Here is a 24,737-nt window from a genome sequence, read left to right as displayed (position 1 = left end):
GAAGGAAGATCAGGCGCGGATAAACGCCAGCAGATCGGCGTTGATGGTATCGGCGTGGGAGGTGTGCATCCCATGCGGGAAGCCAGGATAAATTTTCAGCTGGCTGTTCGGCAGAAGTTTGTCCTGCAGAATGGCCGCATTTTTATAGGGAACCACCTGGTCGTCATCCCCCTGCATCACCAGCACCGGCAAGGTGATCGACTTGAGGTCTTCCGTCTGGTCGGTCTCTGAAAATGCCTTAATGCCTTCATAATGAGCCTTGGCGCTGCCGATCATCCCCTGTCGCCACCAGTTCTGGATCGTCCCCTGGGATACCTCAGCGCCGTCACGGTTGAAGCCATAGAACGGGCCAGAGGCGACGTCGAGATAGAACTGGGCGCGGTTAGCGGCCAGCGCTTTGCGGAAACCATCAAACACCTCGATCGGCGTACCGCCCGGATTCTGCTCGGTTTTCACCATCAGCGGCGGGACGGCGCTGATTAACACCGCCTTCGCCACCCGCCCCTGCGGCTGGCCATAGCGAGCGACGTAGCGGGCAACCTGGCCGCCGCCGGTTGAGTGCCCGACGTGGACCGCATTGTGCAGATCCAGATGCTCCACCACTGCCGAGACGTCCGCCGCGTAATGGTCCATATCGTGCCCCTCGCTAACCTGATCGGAGCGGCCATGACCCCGACGGTCGATAGCGATGACCCGGAACCCTTCGGCAAGGAAAAACAACATCTGGTTATCCCAGTCGTCGGCGCTCAAGGGCCAACCGTGATGGAAAACAATCGGCTGAGCCTCCTTTGAGCCCCAGTCTTTAAAGTAAATATTGACGCCGTCTTGGGTGGTGACAAATGCCATGTTACAGACTCCTCTTTCAGGATAACCAGCCTGCAGGCCCGCGCCTGGGCTGAACGCCGACGGCGGCCGGCAGGAGTGCCGACCGCACAGGAATGTGATGTCTGTAACAGTGTAGAAGATATTTAACGCCTCGCCGGACAACTTATCCCGTCTCGCTTGATTCGCCGATCCTGGACCAGACAGCGCCTGGTATCAGGCCGCACTCTCCTGCTGGCGGATCCGCACCATCAACGCGCCAAGCAGTGCCCAGTCGAGCAGCACGGCGAAGGCAAAGCACACACCATGGCGTCCTCCGCCCGCAGTATGCCAGGTCAGCAGCGTCGCCGCGATGGCGATAGCTACGCTCAGCACCGTGGCGCCGCTGATTCGCACCCCCGGCAGCGTCGTCCTACCCGCCGCAATGCGCCAGGCGACAGCCGCTCCCGCTCCACCGAACGCCACGCCCGGCAGCAGTGCCGGCCAGTCCTGCCCGCCATACCAGGCCACCAGCACCAGCAGCCAGCCGGCCGCTGACAACAGAAAGGCCCAGCGCGTCGTCGCCAGGGGCGAGCGATAAAGCCAGGATTGTCCGCGTGTGAATCCCCACCCGACGCCAAAGGCCGCAATCAGCGCCGTCAGCAGACTCAGCGTGCCGGTCGTCCCGATAACCGGGGTCATGATTAACAGCAAGGCCCCGGCGGCGATGACCACGCTAAGAGCGATAGCGCGACCGCGGGGGTCGATCGTTGCCGCGGCTTCCGCGGCGGTGTAGCGGCTTACAATGTGCATAGTTGACTCCTGTCAGGCGAAGATACATGAATTTAATTCATGTCATTGTCTTTACATGCCCGTAGCCTATCGTCACTATACAGGGATACACAAACGCATAGTTTTCAGCCATAGATGAGAAAAACTCAGCCATGAGATCACCCCGTCTGCCGCCGCTGGGGGCGCTGCGCGCCTTTCATGCCGTCGCCCGCCACCGCAGTTTTAAACAGGCCGCCGATGCACTCGGCGTCAGCGCGACGGCAGTCAGCCATCAGATTAAACTGCTGGAGTCGGTGCTGGAGTGCCGGGTCTGCGAACGCAGTGCCCAGGGAGTCAGTCTGACCGCCGATGGCGAGATCCTCTACGCCGCCACGCAGCGTGCTTTTAGCGCCCTGGAACAGGCGGTCGTTCAGATCGCGCATGCCCGTCAGCCGCCATCCTTAACCGTCACCACCACATCCAATTTCCTCACCCACTGGCTGGTGCCACGGCTGGCAGATTTTACCGCCCGCTTTCCGGCGATCGACCTGCGGCTACACACCAGCGTTGAACGGGTGGATCTGCATCTGGGCACGGTGGACGCCGCGATTCGCTATCGTGAAACGCCGGAGCCGGACCTTTGCTGTACGCTGTTGTATGAGGATCATTTTATCGTGGTTGCCAGCCCGTCGCTGGGCCTCGTCCAGCCTGAAGATCTGCAGCGGGTGACGCTGTTTCACGTCGCCAACCGGCATGTGCCGGCCGATTCGCCAACCTGGGAGAGCTGGCGCCGTCGCTATGGGCCGCCGTCGCTGAATATTGATGCGGGGTTAACCTTTAGCGATGAGACCCACGCCCTGCAGGCGGCAGTGGCTGGTCAGGGGGCCGTGATCGCCAGCGAACTGCTGGCGCGGGATCTGTTGCAGCGCGGCGTATTGTCCGCGCCGTTCAGCAACGCATTACCGGGCGCCCGCTACTACCTGATCACTACCGAAGCGGCAGCGCAGCGGGCGGATATTATCGCTCTGCGGGAGTGGCTGGTCAGCCAGATGGCATCGGGCAACGATAGTCACCCGGCAGAAACATAGCGGCGCTACCAGCCGCAGACGTTGGTCTCTTCATCGGACTCATAACCGCGGACGATATTGATCAAATCTTTCACTGCATCGGCGGCAGTGGACGGTTCGCACAGCGCCGTGCGCGAGGTAAAGGTTTTATCGACCGAGACGCCGTTATTATTATTGGTGACGGTCAATACCCACTCTCCTTCTTTATTGCCACCCGGCAGGTCATTCAGCAGACTATTAACGGCCTCCACCGCCTGCTGCGGAATATACAACACCATCGGTTTGAGGAATATTTTTTCACGCTTTTGGTGAAGCTGGCAGTTTTCCAGCGCTACAGTATAGCCTTTATTTTCACTGGTCATTTCTTTTTATCCCTCGATGAGAATTTGCGGATCAACGTAAAAGTCGACGTTAAACACCGTGTCATCAGTGAGCGCCTCAATACAGTGCCATTTTTCCGGCGGAAAGACGCCAAACTGCCCAGCTTCAATGGTCAGGGTCTCTACAGGATCGGGGCTGGTTTCATCGGCATAACCGAGATAGCGGATCGCCCCCTGCATCACCGAGAGACGAGGGTAAACCCCCTGCCGGGTGCCAGCGTCCAGATGGCGGCGCCAGATAGAGGCCGGGGCGGTCTCTTTGGTCCACAGCGGCGTGCTGCGGGTGTGAACATAATGGGTGGGAATAATGATTCGCTGCATGATGGTGCCTCACTTTACCGTCTCAAACGAGACGTTCAGAAATAGCCTATATGATGCATATCATATACCCCTTTTAAAGGGTAAGGATATTATTTTGTTATGGAATTTTTCCTCTACCCCTTTTTATACCTCCCAGGGATTAGCGTTAAGATAAAATAAAAAAGGCAATTTCAGGATCCTGAAATCGCCCGGAGGAATAAAAATAAACGCGTTAAAAATTTGTTAGCGCAGCGGACTCGGCTTGCCGATTAAATACCCCTGGACCAGGTCACAGCCCAGCGCCTGCAGCGAGGTCAACTGTTCTTCGGTTTCCACGCCTTCCGCCACAATCCGCATATGCAGACTCTTTCCCATACTGATAATCAGGCGAACGATATCCAAATCGTCTTTTTGCTCAGGAATATTGATAACAAACGAACGGTCGATTTTAATTTTATCGAACGGAAAGTAGCTTAGGCGCGACAGGGAAGAATAACCGGTTCCAAAGTCATCAATGGAGATCTGAATGCCCTGCTCGCGCAGCTGGCTGAGAATTTCCAGCGAACGGGTATTCTCATTGAACACGTCCGACTCAGTGATCTCCAGATCCAGGCGTCGCGGATCGAGGCCGGTTTGCTGCAGCACGCCGATAATGGTGTCGGTCAGCGAGGTGTTCATCAGCTGAATAGGTGAAACGTTAACCGAGACCTTGAGCGGCGTCGCCCAGCTGGCCGCTTCGGCGCAGGCAGTCTTCAGCACCCACTCACCAAGGGCATTAATCAGACCGATTTTCTCTGCCACCGGAATAAAGACGGTCGGCGGCACGGCGCCGCGCACCGGATGAAACCAGCGAACCAGCGCTTCATAACCATAGATTTCGCGGGTGACGGTATCGGCGATCGGCTGGTAGTAAACTTTGAACTCGTCATGGGCCAGGGCCAGCAGCAGATCGTCCTCGAACGATTTATTCTCCTGCAAACGTTGTAGCATCCCCGGTCGGAAGATTTGCACATGTCCGCTGCCCTCTTTTTTCGCCTCATACAGCGCGAGGTCGGCACATTTGTACAGGTAATCGGTACGACTTTCGCCATCTGAAATCACGATCCCGATGCAGGCGTCGATATTAATCTGCGCATCGTAGATCTGATAGGGCTGGCTGATTTTTTCCCGGATGACATTGGCCCGCTCAAGGGCCATCTCTTCGGTCAGATCGTAAGAGAGCATCGCGAACTCATCGCCGCCGAGGCGATACAGCGTCTCGGAGGTTTTACGGAAAAAGGAGAGACGACTGGCCAGATCCTGCAGCAGCTTATCGCCAGCATCATGGCCGAGGGTGTCGTTCACATCCTTAAAGCTGTCGAGGTCGAAAAGCATCACCACGGCGCATCCCTTATAGGGACGCACCTGATTGACGATCTCCTGCAGCCGCTGCCAGAAAGAGAGTCGGTTGGGCATGCCGGTCAGCGAATCATGGTAGGCATCATACTGGAGACGGCGGTTCTGCACCTGCAACTTCTCTTTTGAGATCTGCAGATCGTTGGCCAGGGTCTTCATACGAACATGGGCGCGACGCAGGTTATTATTCTGCCGCAGCATCAGCAGACCCAAAGTAATACACATGGCGATCAGCAGAATGGAGATCACCGAGTAGATATAATAGAGATGCTGAATTTTATCATGTGTGACATTAACGATATTAATATCTTGCGTCAGCGTGGCGGCGGCCATTGAGGTCAGGGGACCGTCCAGCTCACTCAACACCGGCAGGATCTGTTTGACCTGCTCCGGCGTCATGGTATCAACCTGTTTATCCAGCTGATGGAGATTGCGGATCAGCGTGGCGACAACCGTCTTTCGCTGCTCGCTTTTATTAATAAATTTACCCAGATCGCCCTCCTGCAGGAGTTCGATCTGACTCATCATGATCTCCAGGCGCAGGCGCACCTCATCGTGGTCCGCCCCTTCGGCCCCAATCGCCATTCCCGCCAGACGAGACTCCAGTCGCATATATTCCGACACCATCTGCGACATGGACCACGAGTCCGTATAGCGGGTAAATTTTTGCAACTCACTTTGTCGCTCATGCACCAGATAAGTTATATATCCGGTAACAATAAATAACGACAAAATAATAGCCGTGAGTATTCGATTCAAGATCCAACCCTTACTCTATAATAATCTTAGAAACTTGCCAGGCCGATCGGGAATAATAGATCTGGTTCTGTAATTCAGCACTGCTGTCGTAAGGGTAAACAATAAATAGTGGGCCTTTGTCTCGAATGCGCATATACTCGCCGTTCATTTTTAACGCCATAATGACCGGGAATTTATAAAAATCATCCATCGGAATAATGGTCGTGTAGTCATTCAGCGCCAGCACGCGGGCCGATGTGCCTTTCGCGCCGACTAAATCCATGAGTTTATTAAGGGGAATGCCGTCAAAACGGACCTTGCCGGTGTACCAGGGGGTGGTGGTTTCCACCGTCTTCATCCCCAGTTTTTCCAGCATTGCGAGATCAAAAACGGCTTTGTCACCGACGTTCGTATTTCCGATTTTCCCGGAAATGGTCAGCACAGGTTTTCCTGTCGGCGTAGGCAGTTTTTCAGCGTAAGCAGAAGGCAAAATGACAGAACAAAATAACACTGCAAGAAGTAGACGCATTTAACTCACCATTCCAGAGAAGGAGACGTGTTAAGTGTAAACCATTTACGTCAATTCTTAAAAGGTGTCCATCTTTGTTATCCGTTGATTTAATTAAAAGTATAAGCTGATGGCTAAATTGCCAGAATGTTTACCACAGGTTGTGATTTCGCCCGCCATTCCAGTCGCTTACTTTTTGCACCATTCTGTTTTTTTGCCGGGTAAATCGCTTTCCTGAACAAGCGCGGCAAGGTAGTCTCAGGACAGGCGCAGGGGTAAAAGCGTCTCATTCCAATAACGACAAATTACGTGACTGACAGGACAGGGTATGGATTCAACAATAAGCGTGCAGCCCACCGAGCCGGTGAATGCACTGCATCGCGCCCGGCGGGCGGCATGGGGCAGTTTTGCCGGCGCCGTGGTCGACTGGTACGATTTTCTTCTCTATGGCATTACCGCCGCGCTGGTGTTCAACCGCGAGTTTTTCCCGCAGATCGGGCCGGCGATGGGGACGCTAGCGGCGTTTGCGACCTTCGGCGTCGGGTTCCTCTTTCGCCCGCTCGGCGGCATCGTCTTCGGCCACTTCGGCGACCGTCTCGGACGGAAACGGATGCTGATGATGACGGTCTGGATGATGGGTATCGCCACCGCCTGTATTGGCCTGCTTCCCTCGTTCAACCAGATTGGCTGGTGGGCGCCGGTGCTGCTGGTGTTCCTGCGAGCGGTGCAGGGATTCGCCGTCGGCGGCGAATGGGGCGGCGCGGCGCTGCTCTCGGTAGAGAACGCGCCGAAAGGGAAAAAAGCCTTTTACAGCAGCGGGGTGCAGGTGGGCTACGGCGTCGGCCTCCTGCTCTCGACCGGGCTGGTATCGCTGATCAGCAGCCTGACCACCGACCAGCAGTTCCTCAGCTGGGGCTGGCGCTTACCCTTCCTGTTCAGCGTGGTGCTGGTCCTTATGGCGCTGTGGATCCGTAACGGCATGGCGGAATCGCAGGAATTTGAAGCCCAGCAGAGCCAGGCCAACGCGCCGCAGATGAAAAAGCGGCTACCGGTAGTGGAAGCGCTGCTTCGTCATCCGGGGGCGTTTTTATTGATTATCGCCCTGCGGCTGTGTGAACTGCTGACGATGTATATCGTCACCGCCTTCGCCCTCAACTACTCCACGCAAAACCTCGGCCTGCCGCGCGAGCTGTTTCTCAACATTGGCCTGCTGGTAGGCGGTCTCAGCTGCCTGACTATCCCCTGCTTCGCCTGGCTGGCAGACCGCTTTGGCCGCCGACGGATATACATCACCGGCGCGCTGATCGGCACGCTGAGCGGTTTCCCGTTCTTTATGGCGCTGGAGAGTCAGTCCGTTTTCTGGATCCTGTTCTTCGCCCTGATGCTGGCCAATATAGCCCATGATATGGTGGTCTGCGTCCAGCAGCCGATGTTTACCGAGCTGTTCGGCGCCAGCTATCGCTATAGCGGCGCTGGCGTCGGCTATCAGGTGGCGAGCGTGGTCGGCGGCGGCTTTACCCCGTTTATTGCCGCTGCGCTGGTCACCTTCTCCGGTGGATCGTGGCACAGCGTGGCCCTCTATCTCACCGCGGGATGCCTGCTGTCGGCGCTCACCGCCCTGCTGATGAAAAAACACGCGCCCGACTGACCCACCAGCGGAGGGCGCAGCCGGCGCCCTCCCGTAAGGAGAATGCATGTCTCTGTTATCCCTGGCCGACTGCTGGCCTCGCCATTTTACCCCGTCCTCACTAGCGCTGCAGTTTTGCGAAGACCCCACCCAGGCGGAACAGCCGCTGTTTGCCAAAGCCAGCGCAGGCGAAGCCGTCGCCCAGCTCTGGCAGGCGCCGCAGGGATTTGTCGTGCCGGGGAGCTATCGTCAATTTGCGGATCTGCCGGCGGTTAGCGCGCATTTTGCCGCGCACGGCTGGCCGGTATGGCTCCGCCGCTCCGGCGGCGGTCTGGTGCCCCAGGGGCCGGGCATTATCAACCTTAGCCTCGCCTGGCCGGTGCAGCAGCCGCTCGGCGAGGCCGCCGAACCCATCTATCACTCGCTGTGCGCTGTGCTGCAGCGCACCCTCGCCCGCTTCGGCGTTGCCAGCCACGCCCAGGCGGTAAACGGTTCCTTTTGCGATGGCCGGTATAACCTCGCCTGCGGAGAGGGCACGGAGGCGCGCAAGATTGTCGGTACCGCCCAGTACTGGCGGCCGCTGACGGCAGGCCGCGGCCATGTCGTGCTGGCCCATGCAGTGATCCTTATTGACGCCGACCTTCGCGCGGCACACCAGGCGGCGAACGCCTTCGAAGCGCAGCTCGGCAGCGAGCGGGTCTACCGCGCCGACAAAACCGTCACCCTGGCGGAGTTGCTTCCCGGTGAGCGCCATCTGCTGCCCCGCTTTAGCAAGGCGCTGGCGCGGGAGCTGGACGCGGCTCGCTGAAGGTCGCTTTCAGGTAGCGGCTGAAGGTTTCCACCGCGCGCGACACGCGTGGGGTATAGGGTCGGATGACATACAGCCGATCGGCAAACACCTCCACCGGCTGCCACGCGGGCAGCAGCTCCTGTACCAGCCCGCGACCGATGGCCTCCCGGGCGCTGAAATCCGGCAGCAGCGCCACTCCCAGCCCCGCCAGCACCGCATCACGTAGCGACTCGCTGTTATTCGTGGCGAACGGCCCCTGCACGTTGATGGTCAACCGAACATCGGGCGTCTGGCGGGAGGCGAACGTCCACTGCGGACGCTGTGGCCCGCGGGGATAGGTCAGGCACTGGTGGTGGCGCAGATCGTCGGGGTTTTCCGGGCGGCCATGGCAGCGAATATAGTCGGCGGACGCGACGATCAGCGTCGCAGTGTGACACAGCGGCCAGGCGACGTGGGTATCCGGGAGCGCCTCGCGCCGACAGTGGCGGATGGCGAGATCGAACCCTTCGCTGGCCAGAGAGACCAGTCGGTCGGTCACCTCAAGCTGCAGATGCAGCTGGGGATGCTGATGCAAAAATGGCGCAATCGCCGGAACCAGCTGCTGGCGGGAAAAGGCCACCGGCGCGGTCAGGCGCAGCGTTCCCCGCAGCGGCCCCCCCTCATCGCAGGCGCCGGTGAAAATATCCCGCAGCTGACCAAACGGCTCGTTGAGCTCCGCCACAAGCCGCAGTCCGTCGTCGCTGAGGCTCACGCTGCGGGTGGTGCGATGGACGAGGGTTTTGCCGGTCACCCGCTCCAGTTCGCTGATTTTCTGACTGATAGCCGACTTGCTGATCCCGAGCTTTTCCGCGGCCCGGGTATAGCTTTTTTGCTCTTCCAGCACCGTCAGCCAGTACAGATGAGACCAGTAACTCTCCGGACGACTCTCGCTCATGTGATTGTTCACCAGTAAAAACAATGTATTCAACTATAGCGGTTTTTGCCGGCGGCGGCATCGGCTAGCATCCTGATCAGCCCGTCATTTTCCCTAACGATAAGGAACACCTGCATGCCATTACTGACATTTGACCTGATTGAAGGCCGTACGGAACAGGAGATCAAAACTCTGCTGGATGCAGCCCATCGCGCCGTGCTGCGCGCTTTCGAAGTACCGGAACGCGACCGCTACCAGATTGTTCACGAAAACAAAGCCCACCATATGGTGATTGACGATACCGGCCTCGGACTGACCCGCTCGCGGGATTTGGTGGTGGTGCGGGTCTATACCAGCCCGCGCAGCGAGGCGCAGAAACAGCGCTTCTTCGCCATCTTGCAGGGAGAACTGGCAGAGCACTGCGGCCTGAGCGGCGATGATCTGATGGTGTCGATTATCAGTAATCAGAAAGGTGACTGGAGCTTTGGCCGCGGGGTCGCGCAGTATCTTACCGGCGATCTGTAACCCGCAGCCTGAAGTGCGTCCCTAGCGGCGGGCTGCCGCCGCGATGCGCTGCCGAGCCTGCTGTTCGATATTCTCCAGCAGTTCCTGGACATCGTCTTCGTCAATATCCAGGAACTGGCCTTCCAGCAACGCGGCGTGAATATCTTCCCGGGTGACCGAAATGCCTAGCGGCACCGTCCGGGGTTTGACCTCCTCCGCCGCCAGCGGATGCGGATAGCGGCGGCCAACCAGGTTGTTAAACACGATGGCCAGCAGCGCCAGCATCAGCGAGTTGAGCAGCACCGGGGTCAGCACAAAATGATAACCTTCGCTGTGCACCCCGGCCCCGCCGAGGATCGCCGTCAGGGCCACCGCGCCACCGGGGGGATGCAGACAGCGCAGAAAATACATCCCGGCGATGGCCAGGGCCGCTGCCAGGCCGCAGGCCAACGCCGGATCGGGGACCAGCATACCGACCGTGACGCCGATCAGCGCCGACAGCACATTACCCCCGACAATCGACCACGGCTGCGCCAGCGGGCTGCTCGGTACGCCAAACAGGAGTACCGCCGAGGCCCCCATCGGGGCAATAAACCACAGATTGACTTCGCCGAGCAGCCAGTGGCTGAACATGCTGGTCACCGCCAGTCCGGTGCCGGCGCCTATGGAGCCCAGAACAATATGCCGACGGGCTACCGGCAGCGCATGCGGCTTCAGGCGCCCAAGGAAAATCCGCAGCCGTGAAAACAGCCTGCCAGGAATGACACTCAACATCACTTTATCGCTTAGATCATAGGAATTACTTATATTTTATTTTCTTTTTTTAACCTTAAATTAACAACCCTGTCTTTCGCAGGGGATAGCGCGGGCGGCGACATCCCGGCGGCATTGTGCTGTGAATTCTCGCGTGGGCTGATAGAATCCCTTTTCTGTCAGGGGGATACCCCTTTTGCGAATTGAAGGTCATAACCCAGTGAATAATAAAATCTCTTTAGCGAAAGAAGTGGCATGGGCCAGCCAGAATATGCCGCGTACCCTGCGTCAGGTCGCCGCGCTGCCCGACCTCAGCGGCGTGCGTCTGGCCTGCTGTATGCACCTCGACATGAAAATGATCCCGCTGGTGCAGGGGATCCTCGACAAGGGCGCTCAGGTCTTTTTAACCACCTGTAACCCCACCACCGTGCAGGACGACGTGGTGGCCTGGCTGGTGGAGCGCGGCGCCGAGGCCTGCGCATGGCGCAATATGAGCGATACCGACTGGCAACAGTCATGGGAAAAAGCGATTGCCTGGCAGCCCACTCACCTGTGCGAGATGGGCGCCGATATCACCACCCTGCTCCACCAGCGCGGCGAATTCGGGAACATCGTGGCCGGCCTGGAAGCCACCGGCTCGGGCGTCAATCGGCTGGGCGATATTCAGCCAGGCTATCCGATCTTTAACTGGGACGATCTGCCGGTCAAAGAGGGGCTGCACAACCGTCATATGGTCGGTCTCACCGCCTGGCACACCTTCTTCCAGACCACTCATCTCACCCTGCATGAGAAAAAAGTGCTGGTGATCGGCTATGGCCTGGTTGGCCAGGGCGTCGCGGCAGCGGCAAAAGCCTTTGGTGGCCAGGTGATGGTGGCGGAGATCGATCCTGCCCGTCGTCTGCAGGCAGCCTACGACGGCTGGCACGTGGTCGATCTCCAGGAGGCTATCGCCTCGACGGACGTGGTGGCCACAGCGACAGGCGGTAAAAACGTGGTTAATCGCCAGGCGCTGGACCGCGCGAAAGCGGGGGTATTTATCCTTAACGTCGGCCACGTGGCGGAAGAGATCGACGGCGAGTACCTGCGCCAGTACCCTCAGGAAGAGGTGATGCCGTATATCAACGCCTACCGCATGGCCGACAAAACCATCTATCTGCTGGCCAATGGTTCGATGCTCAACCTGACCGCGGGCTTCGGCGACAGCCTGAACGCGTTTGACGTCACCCTGGCGGTGATGGCCAGCGGCATCCGCCATATTGTCACCGACGGCATGCGCGCCCCGGCGAAGGTTTATCTCCTGCCGCAGGCGGTCTGGCAGCAGGCGCTGTAAACCCGGCGCATCGTCCCCCATCGTGGAGACGATGCGCTTTACCATCAGGACGATGGCGCGCTATCGGGCAGCACAATGTTGCTCTGCGCCAGCGTTCCCATCTGGTTGTACATCACGCTGGCGGCATCCAGCAGGTGCATGGCCAGCGCGGCGCCGCTGCCCTCCCCCAGACGCATGTCCATATCGAGATACGGCCGTAGCCCCAGCGCGTCGAGGGCGATCTGCGCCCCTTTCTCCGCCGACAAGTGCGAAGGGATAAGATACGGATGCGCCGCGGGAGCCATGCGACAGGCCGCCAGGGCCGAGGCATAGGAAAGGAAGCCATCCAGCACCACCGGTAGGCCACAGGAGGCCGCCCCGAGGATCACCCCGGTCATGCCCACCAGATCGTAACCGCCCACCTTCGCCAGGACATCCAGCCCCTCTTCCGGATTCGGTTGGTTATGGGCTATCGCCCGGCGCACGACCGCCACCTTATGGCCCCGCTGCGCCAGAGGCAGATTGGCCCCGCAGCCCACCACCGCGTCAGGGTCGCAACCCGTCAGGACGCTAATCACCGTTGCGGCCGGGGTGGTATTGGCCATTCCCAGCTCGCCGACGCCGAAGACTTTCACCCCGTCGGCGGCGAGCTGGCGGGTGAGATGCATGCTGGCCAGCAGCACCGTCTCCGCCTGCTGGCGACTCATCGCCGCCGTGCGGGCGATATTCCCGCTGCCGCGGGCCACCTTGAGGTTAATCAGGCCCGGCAGCGGGTCGGCATCGATGCCGACATCCACCACCTGCACCCTGGCCCCGGCCTGCGCCGCCAGCACGCAGACGCCGGTGTTTGCCCGCACCATATTGCCGGCATGAATGGCTGTTACCGCCTGCGGCGAAGGCGTTACGCCTTCATGCCAGACGCCGTGGTCAGCGCACATCACCACGATCGCTTTCTCCCTTAGCGCCAGCTGCCCCTGCAGCCCTGGCATACCGGCCAGCTGCACGGCCAGCGTCTCCAGACGGCCAAGGCTGCCGGGGGGCTTTAACAGGCCATCAATATGCTGCTGCGCGCGCGCCATGCCCGCCACATCAGGCTGCGGAATGGCAGCCAGTAACGCCGAAAGTGTGTCCATTCTGTTCCTCATCGTTGGCGCCAGGCCTTACAGCAGCGCCAGTAAAAAGAGCAATTCGCCCAGCTCAATCGCCGCTCCGAGGGTATCCCCGGTCTGCCCGCCAAGGGTTCGCTTCAGCGCCCATCCCAGACCCCAGATCAGCACCAGGGTGATCAGCGCGGCGCGCAAGCCAGGCAGCCCCAGCAGGGCAGTCGCCAGCGCGATCCCTATCACCATCGTCACCAGCGTCTGCCGCAGGCTAACTTTGCCAATAAACAGATTACCCAGCCCTTTTTCCCGCGCATAGCGATGACGATACATCAGCAGCACTGCCATCCCGCGTCCGACGGCGCCGGCCGCCGCCAGCGCTGCAATAGGATGGGCATCGCGCAGGAGCAACTCGCCAATCACCAGCACCTTTGCTACCAGCACGAAGATCAGCGCCAGCCCGCCGTGGGTGCCCAGCCGGCTGTCGCGCATGATCTCCAGCATCCGGTCGCGGGTACGCGCGGAGAAGATGCCGTCGCAGGTATCGGCCAGCCCGTCGAGGTGAAACCCGCCGGTGAGCAGCGCCAGCGTCAGCACGCCGAACAGCGCCGCCAGTGGAACGCCGCACCACGGCTGCAAGAGGTACACCACCGCGCCGGCGATGGCGCCGAGCAGTAAACCGACCAGCGGAAAGGTGACGATACTGCGCTGATATTGTTCGATTTCCAGGCCCTGGGATAACCGCGCCGGAACCGGCAGGCGGCTGATAAACGAGAGTGCAGCAAAGAATGACTTAATCACGTGAGGTTGACTCCTGTCGGCGAAAGCAGCGGAGGTTTCTGTCGCGCCCGGTCAGCACCTGAGTTTGTCTTCTGGCGAATCGATCGTCGGAGAGGTGAGAGGTGTTGAGATATCGCCCTGACGCCGCTGCGTCAGATGCCCGGCCAGGATCAGAGAAACCTTTCCGATATCAATACATTTCGCGGGGCAGTATAGCAAAGAGTCGGTACAGAGAGGCAGTTGCCGGGGCAAAGTTTTGCAGAAAAGAAACGAAGGGAGAGGGAGAGCAGAACAGCCCGGCGACGGAGATTGCCGCCGGACCGACAGGGATTAGCCTTCGACTTTGGCTTCGCCCATCACTTTCAGTTTTTTGGAGATGTCGCGACGCTCTTTGGACAGCTCGGCATTTTTGATGATGTAATCATCAACACGATCTTCGTAATCGCTCTTCATGCTGGCGATGATGCCCTGGATAGCTTCCACGCTCATACCCGGTTTGATGTAGTCGCTGAGGTTGTCCAGCAGCAGAACGCGCTTCTGGTTATCACGGATCTTTTTCTCAACGTCCTGAATTTCACGCTGCAGTTTGTTTTTACGACGATACAGACGAACAAACTCCAGTACGTCCTGGAAAGAAGGCTTAGTTGTTTCCATTTTTACACCCCTAATAATTGAGATTCGGATTCGTAAAGCGACTGCGTTATAGGGCTAACATAACTGCTAGCAGTCGCTGATGACAATGTTTTTTCCTTTGCGTTTATCATAACCCTAAACGCTGCTGAATCGAAACAACCCATACAGTTATCCGGCGCATCTGGCGTTTATTTGCGCAACGCGCGGCAGATCAGATGCGACAGCAGCTCCAGCTGGCGCGCCAGTTCAATAGAGAGCCAAACATAGCCATGGATTGGGGTTTCCGCCAGGCCGTCATCGCCCTGCTCTTTCATTAGCTGGCGCAGTTCAAGGACAATCTCATTCAGCTTTTCATTGTTGGCGCGCACGGGCTGAGGGTTCCCTTCGTACAGCGCGTGGGCGATGGACAGCAGCGTCTGCTGGGTCATTTGCTGCGTCTCCCGCAGAGTGTGCGCATTGAGCATCACAAAGTGGCCCGGACGGGTGGCCCACCAGGCGTTGATCTGCAGCTCCAGCATGCAGACGAGGTTGCGGCTGACGGTCTGGATAGCCTCGAAGATCGCCTTCTGGATGTGCGTCTCTTTGCTGGCGGGGGTGATCAGCCCACGCATTTTAACAACGTCGTTCAGCGCCTGCTGGAGATGTTTTTCCAGCCGCGGGCGATCCACCAGATTTGGCGAAAAGCCGGCCTGGTAGAGGCGGTTGAAGTTCGTGACATAGCTGGCCATCTGGATACGCCAGTGGATGAACGCCCGCTGCGGCCAGATACCGGTAAACAGCATCGCCAGCAGGGAGCCGAAGATCACGTCGCCGCTTCGCCACAGCGCAGTATGCATGTCGCCGGGCGGCGCCCCGACTACCACCGACAGGGTAATGCCGATCAGCAGCGCCTGATAGGGTTTCTTGCCCAGCGCCAGCCAGCCGCACAGGAACATCGCCGCCGCGCACCAGATGACCATCAGCGGCAGGGAGATAAGCTCAAGCTTCAGCGCCACCAGCCCCAGCGCCGAGCCGAGGATCGTGCCGCCGATGCGTTGAAACGCCCGCGGCACGACGTTGCCCCAGAAGGAGATCGGCCCCATCACCACCACCAGGGTGATAAGAGGCCAGGTCCCCTCCGGCACGTTCAGCAGCCGTACCAGCAAAAAAGTGAGCACAAAGGCCAGCGCAATCCGCACACCATGCACCACCCGATAATGGCGATACAAGCGGATCTCAAATGGCTTGAGTGATTTATCAGCGCGCACAACCCTCTCCGGCAAAACGAAAAGGCCAATTGTAACTGCTTTTTCGCCCGGAGCATGCCGGGAATGTAAAAAACCTTGTCCGGAACAGGGGTAAACCGCTACGACGCGACGCGCTCAACGGGAACATACATGTCGATATCCCAGTAGCCGTCGTGGTTGCCGTCGTTGAGATAGATCTCAAAACAAGGCCTGGGGGCAACGCGATGCGTCGTGCTCTGTAGCAGGCTGTCGAAAAACTGCATCCACGGGGTGGCGAAGTCGTTATCCACCACCCGCGCGCGGGCGCAGGCGTAATCTCCGTCGGCAATCGCCGCCAGGATCACCCCTTCGCTGTTGGCGGGGATGACGTAATTCTCATCAACGGTCACCGCCGTCGCGCAGCGCAGTTTTTCCGCGGGCACTTCCTCCGGGTTATCGTAGTAGACGGCCACCCATTCCCGGGCGGGTACCTGACGGTTCTCAACCCACATCATCAGTTGCTCAAACCCCTGCTTGACGGTTTGCTCCCATGGCCCGACCAAATGGAAACCGGCAATGGTTTTCTTGCCGAGGGTGGTGATGCTGTAGTTCATCTTGCCTCCTTTTGAGGATAATTAACTGTATATATATACAGTTAATTTAGCAGAGGATCCCCCCTCAGTATGTGCGCGAATTCACAGAGTCGCCATCACCACTGCTGAAAAAACAGGCGTCTCGTCAGCACGAGCGGCAGGCGAAAAAAAACCGCCTGCGAAGAGGCGGTTGGCGTGGTTACAGCTCGTGGTGCAGGTAATCGCTCATTCGCGAGAACACTCCGCCTTTATTGATGCTTTCGAGGGTGACCAGCGGATAGTGCCCCACCACCTTGTCGCCGTCATACAGCGAAATCTCGCCAACCCGCTGGTTGGCGGCGATCGGCGCCTCAAGGTCCTTCTTATCCAGTACATATTTCGCTTTAATCCGCGACACTTCCGCCTTCGGCAGGGCTAACCAGAAATCCTGATCGGTGCCGAGCTTAATCTGCTCTTTATCGCCGTACCAGATACGCTCGGTGCCGACCTTCTGCCCCTTCTGCAGCACCTGCACGGTGTCAAAGTTCTGCTGGCCCCAGTGCAGCAGTTTAGCAGCCTGCTGCTCGCGGCCTTTCGGGCTGTCCGCCCCCATCACCACCGCGATCAGCCGGCGCTGGCCATCCACCGCCGAAGCGATCAGGTTGAAGCCGGCGCCGGAGGTGTGGCCCGTTTTCAGGCCATCGACGTTCATGGTTTTATCCCACAGCAGGCCGTTCCGGTTTTGCTGGGTGATGCCGTTCCACGTCAGGCTCTTCTGGCTGTACATATGGTAGACGTCAGGCTCGCCATGGATAATCGCCCGCGACAACACCGCGAGGTCATAGGCCGAACTGTGCTGGCCCGGGGCGTCGAGGCCGTGGACGGTTTCGAAATGGGTGTCCTGCAGGTGCAGTTTTTCGACATACTGATTCATCAGGGCGACAAACTGCGGCTGGCCGCCGGCGACATAGTCGGCCAGCGCGACGCAGGCGTCGTTGCCGGAGTCGACAATCAGCCCACGGCTGAGGTCGCGGACGCTGACCCGATCCCCAGGCTTAAGGAACATCAGCGATGACCCGTCGAACACCGGGTTACCCTTCGCCCAGGCGTCTTTACCCACGGTGACGATGTCGTCAAAGGTGATACGATGGCTGTCGATGGCGCGATCGACCACGTAGCCGGTCATCAGTTTAGTCAGACTGGCAGGATTGCGCTGCTGATGTTCATTACCCGCGGTCAGCACCTGACCGGTGGTGTAATCCATCAGCACCCAGGAGCCAGCCTGGATGGAAGGCGGCGCGACCGTAGCAGGCAAATCGACGGCAAATGCGCAGGAAACGCTCGAAGCGAGCAAAGATACAGCAATAAACAAACGGCCTTTCAACGGCATATCCTCTAGATTTACAGATCCGCCGTCCTTTTTACGGAACTTCGCGTTTCATATCAGGGTTTAATTGCAAGAAAATATGACACAGCAGAGGAAGTTGCGTGCCGTTACCCTTCTGATGACCGGACAAATCGTTTACCATACCGGTCGCACGCCACCACGGATAATGAACAGACTATGCAAGAAAGCGTCAACCAGCCCGGATTTTTATTCCACGATTATGAAACCTTCGGCACCAGCCCTTCCCTTGACCGGCCGGCGCAGTTCGCCGCCATCCGCACCGACGCGGAGCTGAACGTGCTCGGCGAGCCCGAGGTGTTTTACTGCAAGCCCGCTGACGATTACCTGCCGCAGCCGCAGGCGGTGATGATCACCGGGATCACGCCGCAGGAAGCGCTGGCCAAAGGGGATAATGAGGCCGCGTTTGCCCGCCGCATCCACGATCTGTTCACGGTGCCGCAAACCTGTATCGTCGGCTATAACAACGTGCGCTTTGATGACGAAGTGACGCGGAATATCTTCTATCGCAACTTCTATGATCCTTATGCCTGGAGCTGGCAGCACGATAACTCGCGCTGGGATCTGCTCGACGTGATGCGCGCCTGCTATGCCCTGCGCCCGGAAGGGATCGCCTGGCCGGAGAATGACGAGGGTCTGCCGAGCTTCCGGCTTGAACATCTGACCGTCGCCAACGGCATTGAACACCAGAACGCCCATGACGCGATGGCCGACGTGTATGCCACCATCGCCATGGCGAAATTGGTGAAAACCCAGCAGCCGCGGCTGTTTGATTATCTCTACAGCCACCGCAATAAGCGCAAGCTGGCGACGCTCATCGACGTCCCGCAGATGAAGCCCCTGGTGCATGTCTCAGGCATGTTTGGCGCCGCGCGCGGTAACACCAGCCTGGTGGCGCCCCTGGCCTGGCATCCGGAAAACCGCAATGCGGTGATTATGGTCGATCTGGCGGGCGATATGGCGCCGCTGCTGGAACTGGATGCCGATGCCCTGCGCGAGCGGCTTTACACCCCGCGCGCCGAGCTTGGCGATCTGCCGGCGGTGCCGATTAAGCTGGTGCATTTAAATAAGTGTCCGGTGCTGGCCCAGGCCAATACCCTGCGCCCGCAGGATGCCGACCGGCTGGGGATCTCCATTCAGCGCTGTCTGGAGAATGCCCAGCTGCTGCGGGCGAATCCGCAGGTGCGGGAGAAAGTGGTGGCAGTCTATGCCGAAGCCGAACCCTTCGTGCCGTCCGAAAACGTCGACGCCCAGCTTTACAATGGGTTCTTTAGCGATGCCGACCGCGCGGCGATGAAAATCGTGCTGGAAACCGAGCCGCGCAATCTGCCGGCGCTGGATATTACCTTCGCCGACCAGCGTATCGAACGCCTGCTGTTTAACTACCGGGCGCGCAACTTCCCCGGCACGCTCGATGAACATGAGCAGCAGCGCTGGTTAGAGCACCGTCGTCAGGTGTTTACCCCAGCGTTTTTGCAGGCCTATGCCGATGAGCTGCAGATGCTGTATCAGCAGTATGCGGATGATAAAGAGAAGCTGGCGCAGCTGAAGGCGCTGTGGCAGTACGCGCAGGATATTGTCTGATTGGCTGAAATTCCCGGGTTGCGGCTACCGCCTTACCCGGGCTACAAAATATGACCGGGGAGACGCCTGACCGTAGGCCCGCGCAAGCGCAGCGCCGCCGGGCATTGCGTCCCCGGTTCGTGCTTACCTTTTTGCCCGGTGGCGGCTTCGCCTTGCCGGGCCTGGGCGCTGGTACCAGAGTAGCCCGGGTAAGACGCCTCGCGTCACACCCGGGAACGTTGCTTAGCTTTTCGCCCGGCTGGCGATGATTTCATCCGCTACATTGCGTGGCGCTTCCGCGTAATGATGGAACTCCATGCTGTAGGTTGCTCGTCCCTGAGACATCGAGCGCAGCGTGGTGGAATAACCAAACATCTCCGCCAGCGGTACATCGGCGCGGATGATCTGGCTGCCGAAGCGCTCTTCCATCCCCTGTACCATCCCGCGACGGGAAGAGAGATCGCCCATGATATTCCCGGCGTACTCTTCTGGCGTCTCCACCTCGACGTGCATCACCGGCTCAAGGATCACCGGGTCCGCTTTGCGCGCGCCCTCCCGGAAGCCGAAGATCGCCGCCATGCGGAACGCCATCTCCGAGGAGTCCACGTCGTGGTACGACCCGAAGGTCAGGGTCGCTTTCACGTCAACCACCGGATAACCCGCCAGCACGCCGGTGCCCATCGCTTCGCGCAGCCCTTTCTCCACGGAAGGGATATACTCGCGCGGCACTACCCCGCCTTTAGTGGCGTCCTCGAAGACGAAACCGCTGCCCGGCGCCAGCGGCTCCAGGGTCAGTACGACGTGCCCGTACTGCCCTTTACCGCCGGACTGGCGCACAAATTTGCCTTCCACGTCCGTCACTTTCTTGCGCAGGGTTTCGCGGTAGGTGACCTGCGGACGGCCAATGTTGGCCTCGACGCCAAACTCGCGCTTCATCCGGTCGACAATGATCTCCAGATGCAGCTCGCCCATACCGGAGATAATCGTCTGGCCGGACTCTTCATCGGTATGCAGACGGAACGACGGATCTTCCGCCGCCAGCCGCTGCAGCGCGATGCCCATTTTCTCCTGGTCCGCTTTGGTCTTCGGCTCGATGGCCAGCGAAATCACCGGTTCCGGAAACTCCATCCGTTCGAGGGTAATCACCGCATCCGGGTCGCACAGCGTATCGCCGGTGGTCACATCCTTCAGACCGACGCAGGCCGCGATATCCCCGGCATGCAGTTCGTCAACTTCGTGGCGGTCGTTGGCCTGCATCAGCACGATACGTCCGATGCGCTCTTTCTTGCCCTTCACCGGGTTCCACACCGCATCGCCTTTCTTCAGCGTCCCGGAGTAGACGCGGATAAAGGTCAGCTGGCCGACGTAGGGGTCGGTCATCAGTTTGAACGCCAGCGCCGACAGCGGCTCATCGTCGCTCGGATGGCGTTCCGCCGGCTGGCCTTGCTCATCAACGCCCTGTATCGCCGGAATATCCAGCGGCGACGGCATCAGCTCCACCACCGCATCGAGCATGCGCTGCACGCCTTTGTTTTTAAAGGCGCTCCCGCAGAGCACCGCCTGGATTTCGCCCTTCACCGTGCGCTGGCGCAGACCGGCGACGATTTCCGCCTCGTCCAGCTCACCGGTTTCCAGGTATTTATCCATCAGCGCGTCACTGGCTTCCGCCGCCGCCGAGACCATTTTCTCCCGCCACTCGCGGGCCGTCGCCAGCAGATCGTCAGGGACAGGCCCATAGCTGAAGGTCATGCCCTGGGTGGCGTCATCCCACAGGATGGCGCGCATTTTTACCAGATCGACAACGCCGGTGAAATGCTCTTCAGCGCCAATGGGGATGACAATCGGCACCGGGTTGGCCTTCAGACGGTCGATCATCATCTGCACCACGCGGAAGAAGTCCGCCCCCGGGCGGTCCATCTTGTTGACGAAGGCCAGCCGCGGGACGTGGTATTTATTCGCCTGGCGCCAGACAGTCTCCGACTGGGGCTGCACCCCGCCGACGGAGTCGTACACCATCACCGCGCCGTCGAGCACGCGCATGGAACGTTCCACCTCAATAGTGAAATCCACGTGCCCCGGGGTGTCGATGATGTTGATCCGGTGCGGCTCAAAGCTGCGGTCCATACCCGGCCAGAAGCAGCTTACCGCCGCCGAGGTAATGGTGATCCCGCGCTCTTGCTCCTGCGCCATCCAGTCGGTGGTTGCCGCGCCATCGTGTACTTCACCCAGCTTATGGCTCATCCCGGTGTAAAACAGGATGCGCTCGGTGGTGGTGGTTTTACCGGCATCGATATGCGCGGAGATACCGATGTTGCGATAACGTTCGAGAGGGATGGGTCGGGGCATGATGCGTCCTTAGTCGTTTTGACGGTCAGTCTGCGGTCGGAATGATCCGCAGTTCATTTAACTGCGTCTATCATAGTACAACTGTACGAGTATATTCGAACTATTTTTGCTATTATTACGATTGGTCAGGTTGCGGCGGCGCGCGTGGCATCAGAAACGGAGTTTGGGTATAGTAGCCGCCAGCCGCCGATATGGGCTGCGGCTGCCATGCGCCGCGCCACCGCCGACACAGGATTATTATGATCGCCAATCACCCCGAACGAGAACAAATTCGCCTGGAAAATGTCCTTTCCGCGCTCGGTAACCCGCTGCGACTGGAGATCATCCGCACGCTGGCCGACGGCAGTGAGCAGAGCTGCAACGCCCTGCGTCAGGAGGAGGTGGCCAAGTCCACCATGACCCACCACTGGCGCGTCCTGCGCGACAGCGGTGTGATCTGGCAGCGGCCTCAGGGGCGGGAGAACATGATTTCGCTGCGCCGGGAAGATCTGGATGCCCGTTTTCCCGGCCTGCTGGATACGCTGCTGAAAGTTATGGTGCAGGCGGGATAAGCTCTTCTGCCGGGTGGCGGCTGCGCATGACCCGGCCTACGGGGGCCTCCCGTCAGCTTATATCCCCCAGGCCCGGCAAGCACCGCCGGGCAAAAAAGCAGGTCCCGGTATCGAACCAGCACAGACGAAAAAAAAGCCGGAGGTTTCCCTCCGGCTTTTTTTATTCACATCACGCTATGCCTTAGGCCACATCTTCGTACTGCGGCACCGGGTTGCGGAAGCTTTTGGTCACGCAGGCCAGGTAGACCAGACCGATACCGGCCCAGATCAGGCCCAGAATCATTGAGCTCTCTTCCAGGTTGACCCACAGCGCGCCAACGGTCAGGGCGCCGCACATCGGCAGGAACAGATACTGGAAGTGGTCTTTCAGCGTCTTGTTGCGTTTCTCACGGATCCAGAACTGGGAAATCACCGACAGGTTAACGAAGGTAAACGCCACCAGCGCACCAAAGTTAATCAGCGCCGTCGCCATCACCAGGTCGAAGTTAATCGCCAGCAGCGCAATCGCGCCAACCAGGATGATGTTCATCGCCGGGGTGCGCCAGGTCGGGTGCACGTAGCCGAAGAAGCTTTTCGGGAACACGCCGTCGCGACCCATCACGTACATCAGACGCGCCACGCCGGCATGCGCCGCCATACCGGACGCCAGCACGGTGATGGTGGAGAAGATCAGCGCGCCAACCTGGAAGGCTTTACCGGCCACGTAGAGCATAATTTCCGGCTGTGACGCATCCGGATCTTTAAAGCGCGAGATGTCCGGGAAGTACAGCTGCAGGAAGTAGGTGGCAAAGATGAAGATCAGGCCGCCGATCAGCGCGGTCAGGAAGATCGCCCGCGGGATAACGCGCTCTGCATCTTTGGTCTCTTCGGACAGGTTGCTGATGCCGTCGAAGCCGGTAAACGAGAAGCACAGGATCGTCGCCCCGGTAATCATAGGGATCACGTGCGCGTCACCAGACCAGAACGGACGGCTGCTGGCCAGCGTACCGGCGCCTTCGCCTTCAAACACACCATAAATCACCATGCCGAGAATAACGGCAATCAGCACCACCTGCAGCACCACAATCACGGTGTTGAAGTTGGCCACGGATTTAATGCTGCGCAGGTTAAAGGCGGTCATAAAGGCGACCAGCGCGATAACAAACACCCACGACGGAATCGAAGGCACCAGCGCTTCAAAATAGATTTTTGCCAGCAGAATGTTGATCATCGGCGCGAACAGGTAGTCGAGCAGCGAAGACCAACCCACCATAAAGCCTACGGTCGGGCTGATGGATTTCTGCGCATAGGTATACGCCGAGCCGGCAGACGGGTAACGACGTACCAGCTTGCCATAGCTCAGGGCAGTAAACAGGATAGCGATTAACGCAAAGGCGTAGGCCGTCGGCACGTGACCGTCGGTCATACCAGAGACGATACCAAACGTATCGAACAGCGTCATCGGCTGCATATAGGCCAGGCCCATCATTACAACCGGAACTAACGTAAGCGTTTTACGTAATTCCACGCGAGAGGTATTTGGAGTAGCGTTATGCGACATAGTTATCCCCTTTTACGGTGAACGCCAGCGCGTAAGCAAAAAATTGCCCCATTTCTTTCTATTCCTCAGCGACAACGACTGTCGGTTTTTAGTAAATATCTATCCGGTACGAAGCCCGGCCTCTTGGTATTGAATGATGTGTCTTTCGACCAAAAAAATAACCGACACTTTAAAAAAAGCGTCGGCTAGTCTCTGGTTTTCAGGCCGCATATTTTGCAACAAATTCAACGGCGTTGACAAGATGTTATGAAGTTCATTGCGTAAGCATATTTTTTAACGTGCTAATATCTATACGATTTCCGTATTATAAACCGAAAAAATAGCACTATTTGCTAATAGCGCTTCACGCCACCATTTACTGGCCAAACCGCAGGTTGCGTCATTCCAGGCAATCCAGGCGCGCTGACGGGTCGACTGCCCGCGCACGACCAGGCTAATAAGCTCGCCGTTGTCCAGTAGCCCCTGCACCTGGTAGCGCGGCAGACAGCCCCAGCCCAGCCCCATGCGCAGCAGCGCCAGCTGCCCCGCGGCGTCACACACCGTCAGGGTCTCCTGATCGCTGAGCAGCGGCCCACCCTCGCCGGTGGCCACCGCCCGGTAACGGCGCAGGGTTCGCCAGCTTAGCGGAGCACAGTACCCTGCCAGAGGATGCTGCGGAGAAACCACCAGCAGCAACTCCAGCTCGCCGAGGGGAAGATAGTCATAGCCGCTGAGCGGCGGCGGCTCGCCAAGCGCCCCCAGCAGCAGATCGGCCTGCCCTCCGGTGAGCGGCTGCCAGTCCAGTAGAGCAGGGCTAAGCGTGAAGTGTAGTCGGGTCAGCGGCTGCTGTTGATAAAATGCCGCGATCAGCGGCGAGAGTTGCGCCACGGGAAAGGTGCTGTCCACCGCCAGACGGAGGGTATGTTCCCACCCCTGCTGCAGCTTAACCGCCCGGATCTCCAGTTCGCGGGCGATATGCAGCACCTCCCGCCCTTTCTCCAGCAGCATTTGTCCGGTGGAGGTAAAGCGCGCGCGGTGGCCGCTGCGGTCAAGCAGCTGAATATTGAGATCGCTTTCCAGGCGGTGAATGGTGTAGCTCAGCGCCGAGGGCGTTTTAAAGAGCTTTGCCGATGCCGCGGCAAAACTCCCCTCTTTTTCCAGGGCGTCGAGGATCACGAGGACATCCAGCAGTGGTTTCATCGCTCCC

25 protein-coding genes and 1 pseudogene are annotated in these 24,737 nt (G+C 59.0%); 8 read left to right on the top strand and 18 right to left on the bottom strand.

The features are described 5' to 3' along the window. Window positions 1-9 precede the first annotated feature (9 nt). On the bottom strand, window positions 10-846 hold the full coding sequence (locus LGL98_RS08510) for an alpha/beta fold hydrolase (protein ID WP_136032938.1): 837 nt from the start codon (window positions 844-846) through the stop codon (window positions 10-12). Window positions 847-1,038: 192 nt separating this feature from the next. After that, window positions 1,039-1,614, bottom strand: a complete 576-nt coding sequence (locus LGL98_RS08505) for a hypothetical protein (protein ID WP_136032936.1) — start codon at window positions 1,612-1,614, stop codon at window positions 1,039-1,041. A 131-nt stretch (window positions 1,615-1,745) separates the two neighbouring features. On the opposite strand from LGL98_RS08505, the gene LGL98_RS08500 reads away from it, so the two are divergent. Then, on the top strand, window positions 1,746-2,660 hold the full coding sequence (locus LGL98_RS08500; RefSeq protein WP_136032934.1) for a LysR substrate-binding domain-containing protein: 915 nt from the start codon (window positions 1,746-1,748) through the stop codon (window positions 2,658-2,660). Between the two features lie 5 nt (window positions 2,661-2,665). On the opposite strand, the gene LGL98_RS08495 is transcribed toward LGL98_RS08500, so the two are convergent. Continuing rightward, window positions 2,666-3,001: a DUF1869 domain-containing protein gene (locus tag LGL98_RS08495; RefSeq protein WP_136032932.1), complete on the bottom strand. Its 336-nt coding sequence runs from the start codon at window positions 2,999-3,001 to the stop codon at window positions 2,666-2,668. Between the two features lie 6 nt (window positions 3,002-3,007). Beyond that, window positions 3,008-3,340 carry a TehB family protein gene (locus LGL98_RS08490; protein ID WP_025711177.1) on the bottom strand — a complete coding sequence of 111 codons (333 nt, stop codon included), beginning with the start codon at window positions 3,338-3,340 and terminating at the stop codon, window positions 3,008-3,010. Between the two features lie 94 nt (window positions 3,341-3,434). On the opposite strand from LGL98_RS08490, the pseudogene LGL98_RS08485 reads away from it, so the two are divergent. Next, window positions 3,435-3,566: pseudogene (locus LGL98_RS08485) on the top strand (hypothetical protein). Here LGL98_RS08485 and LGL98_RS08480 read toward each other — a convergent pair. Then, window positions 3,563-5,473: a putative bifunctional diguanylate cyclase/phosphodiesterase gene (locus LGL98_RS08480; RefSeq protein WP_136032930.1), complete on the bottom strand. Its 1,911-nt coding sequence runs from the start codon at window positions 5,471-5,473 to the stop codon at window positions 3,563-3,565. The pseudogene LGL98_RS08485 and the gene LGL98_RS08480 sit on opposite strands and share 4 nt — an antisense overlap. 10 nt (window positions 5,474-5,483) lie before the next feature. Continuing rightward, complete coding sequence (locus LGL98_RS08475) at window positions 5,484-5,981, bottom strand: putative pterin-binding protein (protein WP_136032927.1); 498 nt, start codon at window positions 5,979-5,981, stop codon at window positions 5,484-5,486. A gap of 307 nt (window positions 5,982-6,288) precedes the next feature. Here LGL98_RS08475 and shiA point away from each other — a divergent pair, with 307 nt between their 5' ends. Next, the gene (gene shiA / locus LGL98_RS08470) at window positions 6,289-7,608 is read left to right on the top strand and encodes a shikimate transporter (RefSeq protein WP_136032926.1); all 1,320 of its coding nucleotides are present in this window, start codon (window positions 6,289-6,291) and stop codon (window positions 7,606-7,608) included. Window positions 7,609-7,654: 46 nt separating this feature from the next. Further along, entirely contained in the window at window positions 7,655-8,395 is a 741-nt protein-coding gene (locus tag LGL98_RS08465) for a lipoyl protein ligase domain-containing protein (RefSeq protein WP_136032924.1), read from the top strand. Here LGL98_RS08465 and LGL98_RS08460 read toward each other — a convergent pair. After that, complete coding sequence (locus tag LGL98_RS08460; RefSeq protein ID WP_136032922.1) at window positions 8,355-9,311, bottom strand: LysR family transcriptional regulator; 957 nt, start codon at window positions 9,309-9,311, stop codon at window positions 8,355-8,357. The genes LGL98_RS08465 and LGL98_RS08460 overlap by 41 nt on opposite strands. Window positions 9,312-9,425: 114 nt before the next feature. On the opposite strand from LGL98_RS08460, the gene LGL98_RS08455 reads away from it, so the two are divergent. Then, entirely contained in the window at window positions 9,426-9,815 is a 390-nt protein-coding gene (locus tag LGL98_RS08455) for a tautomerase family protein (protein WP_136032920.1), read from the top strand. A gap of 21 nt (window positions 9,816-9,836) precedes the next feature. Here the strand turns inward: LGL98_RS08455 and LGL98_RS08450 are convergent, their stop codons facing one another. Further along, complete coding sequence (locus LGL98_RS08450; protein WP_136032918.1) at window positions 9,837-10,568, bottom strand: HPP family protein; 732 nt, start codon at window positions 10,566-10,568, stop codon at window positions 9,837-9,839. A gap of 199 nt (window positions 10,569-10,767) precedes the next feature. Between LGL98_RS08450 and LGL98_RS08445 the strand changes: the two genes are divergently transcribed. Then, the gene (locus LGL98_RS08445) at window positions 10,768-11,877 is read left to right on the top strand and encodes an adenosylhomocysteinase (RefSeq protein WP_136032916.1); all 1,110 of its coding nucleotides are present in this window, start codon (window positions 10,768-10,770) and stop codon (window positions 11,875-11,877) included. 44 nt (window positions 11,878-11,921) lie between these two features. On the opposite strand, the gene cobT is transcribed toward LGL98_RS08445, so the two are convergent. From cobT to dacD, 6 genes are all read right to left on the bottom strand, one after another. Next, the gene (gene cobT, locus LGL98_RS08440; protein ID WP_136032914.1) at window positions 11,922-12,989 is read right to left on the bottom strand and encodes a nicotinate-nucleotide--dimethylbenzimidazole phosphoribosyltransferase; all 1,068 of its coding nucleotides are present in this window, start codon (window positions 12,987-12,989) and stop codon (window positions 11,922-11,924) included. 27 nt (window positions 12,990-13,016) lie between these two features. Continuing rightward, window positions 13,017-13,757 (bottom strand): adenosylcobinamide-GDP ribazoletransferase, encoded by a 741-nt coding sequence (cobS, locus tag LGL98_RS08435; RefSeq protein WP_136032912.1) that lies wholly within the window; start codon window positions 13,755-13,757, stop codon window positions 13,017-13,019. A gap of 309 nt (window positions 13,758-14,066) precedes the next feature. Beyond that, on the bottom strand, window positions 14,067-14,390 hold the full coding sequence (locus LGL98_RS08430) for a DUF496 family protein (protein ID WP_002911883.1): 324 nt from the start codon (window positions 14,388-14,390) through the stop codon (window positions 14,067-14,069). 167 nt (window positions 14,391-14,557) lie between these two features. Beyond that, window positions 14,558-15,616 carry an FUSC family protein gene (locus LGL98_RS08425; RefSeq protein ID WP_136032910.1) on the bottom strand — a complete coding sequence of 353 codons (1,059 nt, stop codon included), beginning with the start codon at window positions 15,614-15,616 and terminating at the stop codon, window positions 14,558-14,560. A 98-nt stretch (window positions 15,617-15,714) separates the two neighbouring features. Continuing rightward, on the bottom strand, window positions 15,715-16,188 hold the full coding sequence (gene sbmC, locus LGL98_RS08420) for a DNA gyrase inhibitor SbmC (protein WP_136032909.1): 474 nt from the start codon (window positions 16,186-16,188) through the stop codon (window positions 15,715-15,717). Between the two features lie 178 nt (window positions 16,189-16,366). Then, the gene (gene dacD, locus LGL98_RS08415) at window positions 16,367-17,530 is read right to left on the bottom strand and encodes a serine-type D-Ala-D-Ala carboxypeptidase DacD (protein ID WP_004203546.1); all 1,164 of its coding nucleotides are present in this window, start codon (window positions 17,528-17,530) and stop codon (window positions 16,367-16,369) included. Between the two features lie 180 nt (window positions 17,531-17,710). Between dacD and sbcB the strand changes: the two genes are divergently transcribed. Further along, on the top strand, window positions 17,711-19,135 hold the full coding sequence (sbcB, locus tag LGL98_RS08410; protein ID WP_136032907.1) for an exodeoxyribonuclease I: 1,425 nt from the start codon (window positions 17,711-17,713) through the stop codon (window positions 19,133-19,135). 222 nt (window positions 19,136-19,357) lie between these two features. On the opposite strand, the gene fusA is transcribed toward sbcB, so the two are convergent. Next, on the bottom strand, window positions 19,358-21,460 hold the full coding sequence (gene fusA / locus LGL98_RS08405; RefSeq protein WP_136032905.1) for an elongation factor G: 2,103 nt from the start codon (window positions 21,458-21,460) through the stop codon (window positions 19,358-19,360). A 239-nt stretch (window positions 21,461-21,699) separates the two neighbouring features. On the opposite strand from fusA, the gene LGL98_RS08400 reads away from it, so the two are divergent. Next, window positions 21,700-22,011: an ArsR/SmtB family transcription factor gene (locus LGL98_RS08400; protein ID WP_023318674.1), complete on the top strand. Its 312-nt coding sequence runs from the start codon at window positions 21,700-21,702 to the stop codon at window positions 22,009-22,011. Between the two features lie 181 nt (window positions 22,012-22,192). Here LGL98_RS08400 and plaP read toward each other — a convergent pair whose 3' ends face one another. The 3 genes from plaP to LGL98_RS08385 form a co-directional block, all read right to left on the bottom strand. Then, window positions 22,193-23,551 (bottom strand): putrescine/proton symporter PlaP, encoded by a 1,359-nt coding sequence (gene plaP / locus LGL98_RS08395; protein WP_004148994.1) that lies wholly within the window; start codon window positions 23,549-23,551, stop codon window positions 22,193-22,195. Then, a complete protein-coding gene (gene yoeI, locus LGL98_RS26300; protein WP_096335043.1) occupies window positions 23,541-23,603 on the bottom strand; it encodes a membrane protein YoeI in 63 nt (20 codons plus the stop codon). The genes plaP and yoeI overlap by 11 nt, the downstream gene beginning before the upstream one ends. 236 nt (window positions 23,604-23,839) lie before the next feature. Next, on the bottom strand, window positions 23,840-24,730 hold the full coding sequence (locus LGL98_RS08385; RefSeq protein WP_136032903.1) for a LysR family transcriptional regulator: 891 nt from the start codon (window positions 24,728-24,730) through the stop codon (window positions 23,840-23,842). Between the last annotated feature and the right edge of the window lie 7 nt (window positions 24,731-24,737).

Origin of the sequence: Klebsiella africana, from assembly GCF_020526085.1 — a bacterium.
Taxonomy (GTDB): domain Bacteria; phylum Pseudomonadota; class Gammaproteobacteria; order Enterobacterales; family Enterobacteriaceae; genus Klebsiella; species Klebsiella africana.
This window is presented reverse-complemented; position numbering and strand designations above follow the sequence as displayed.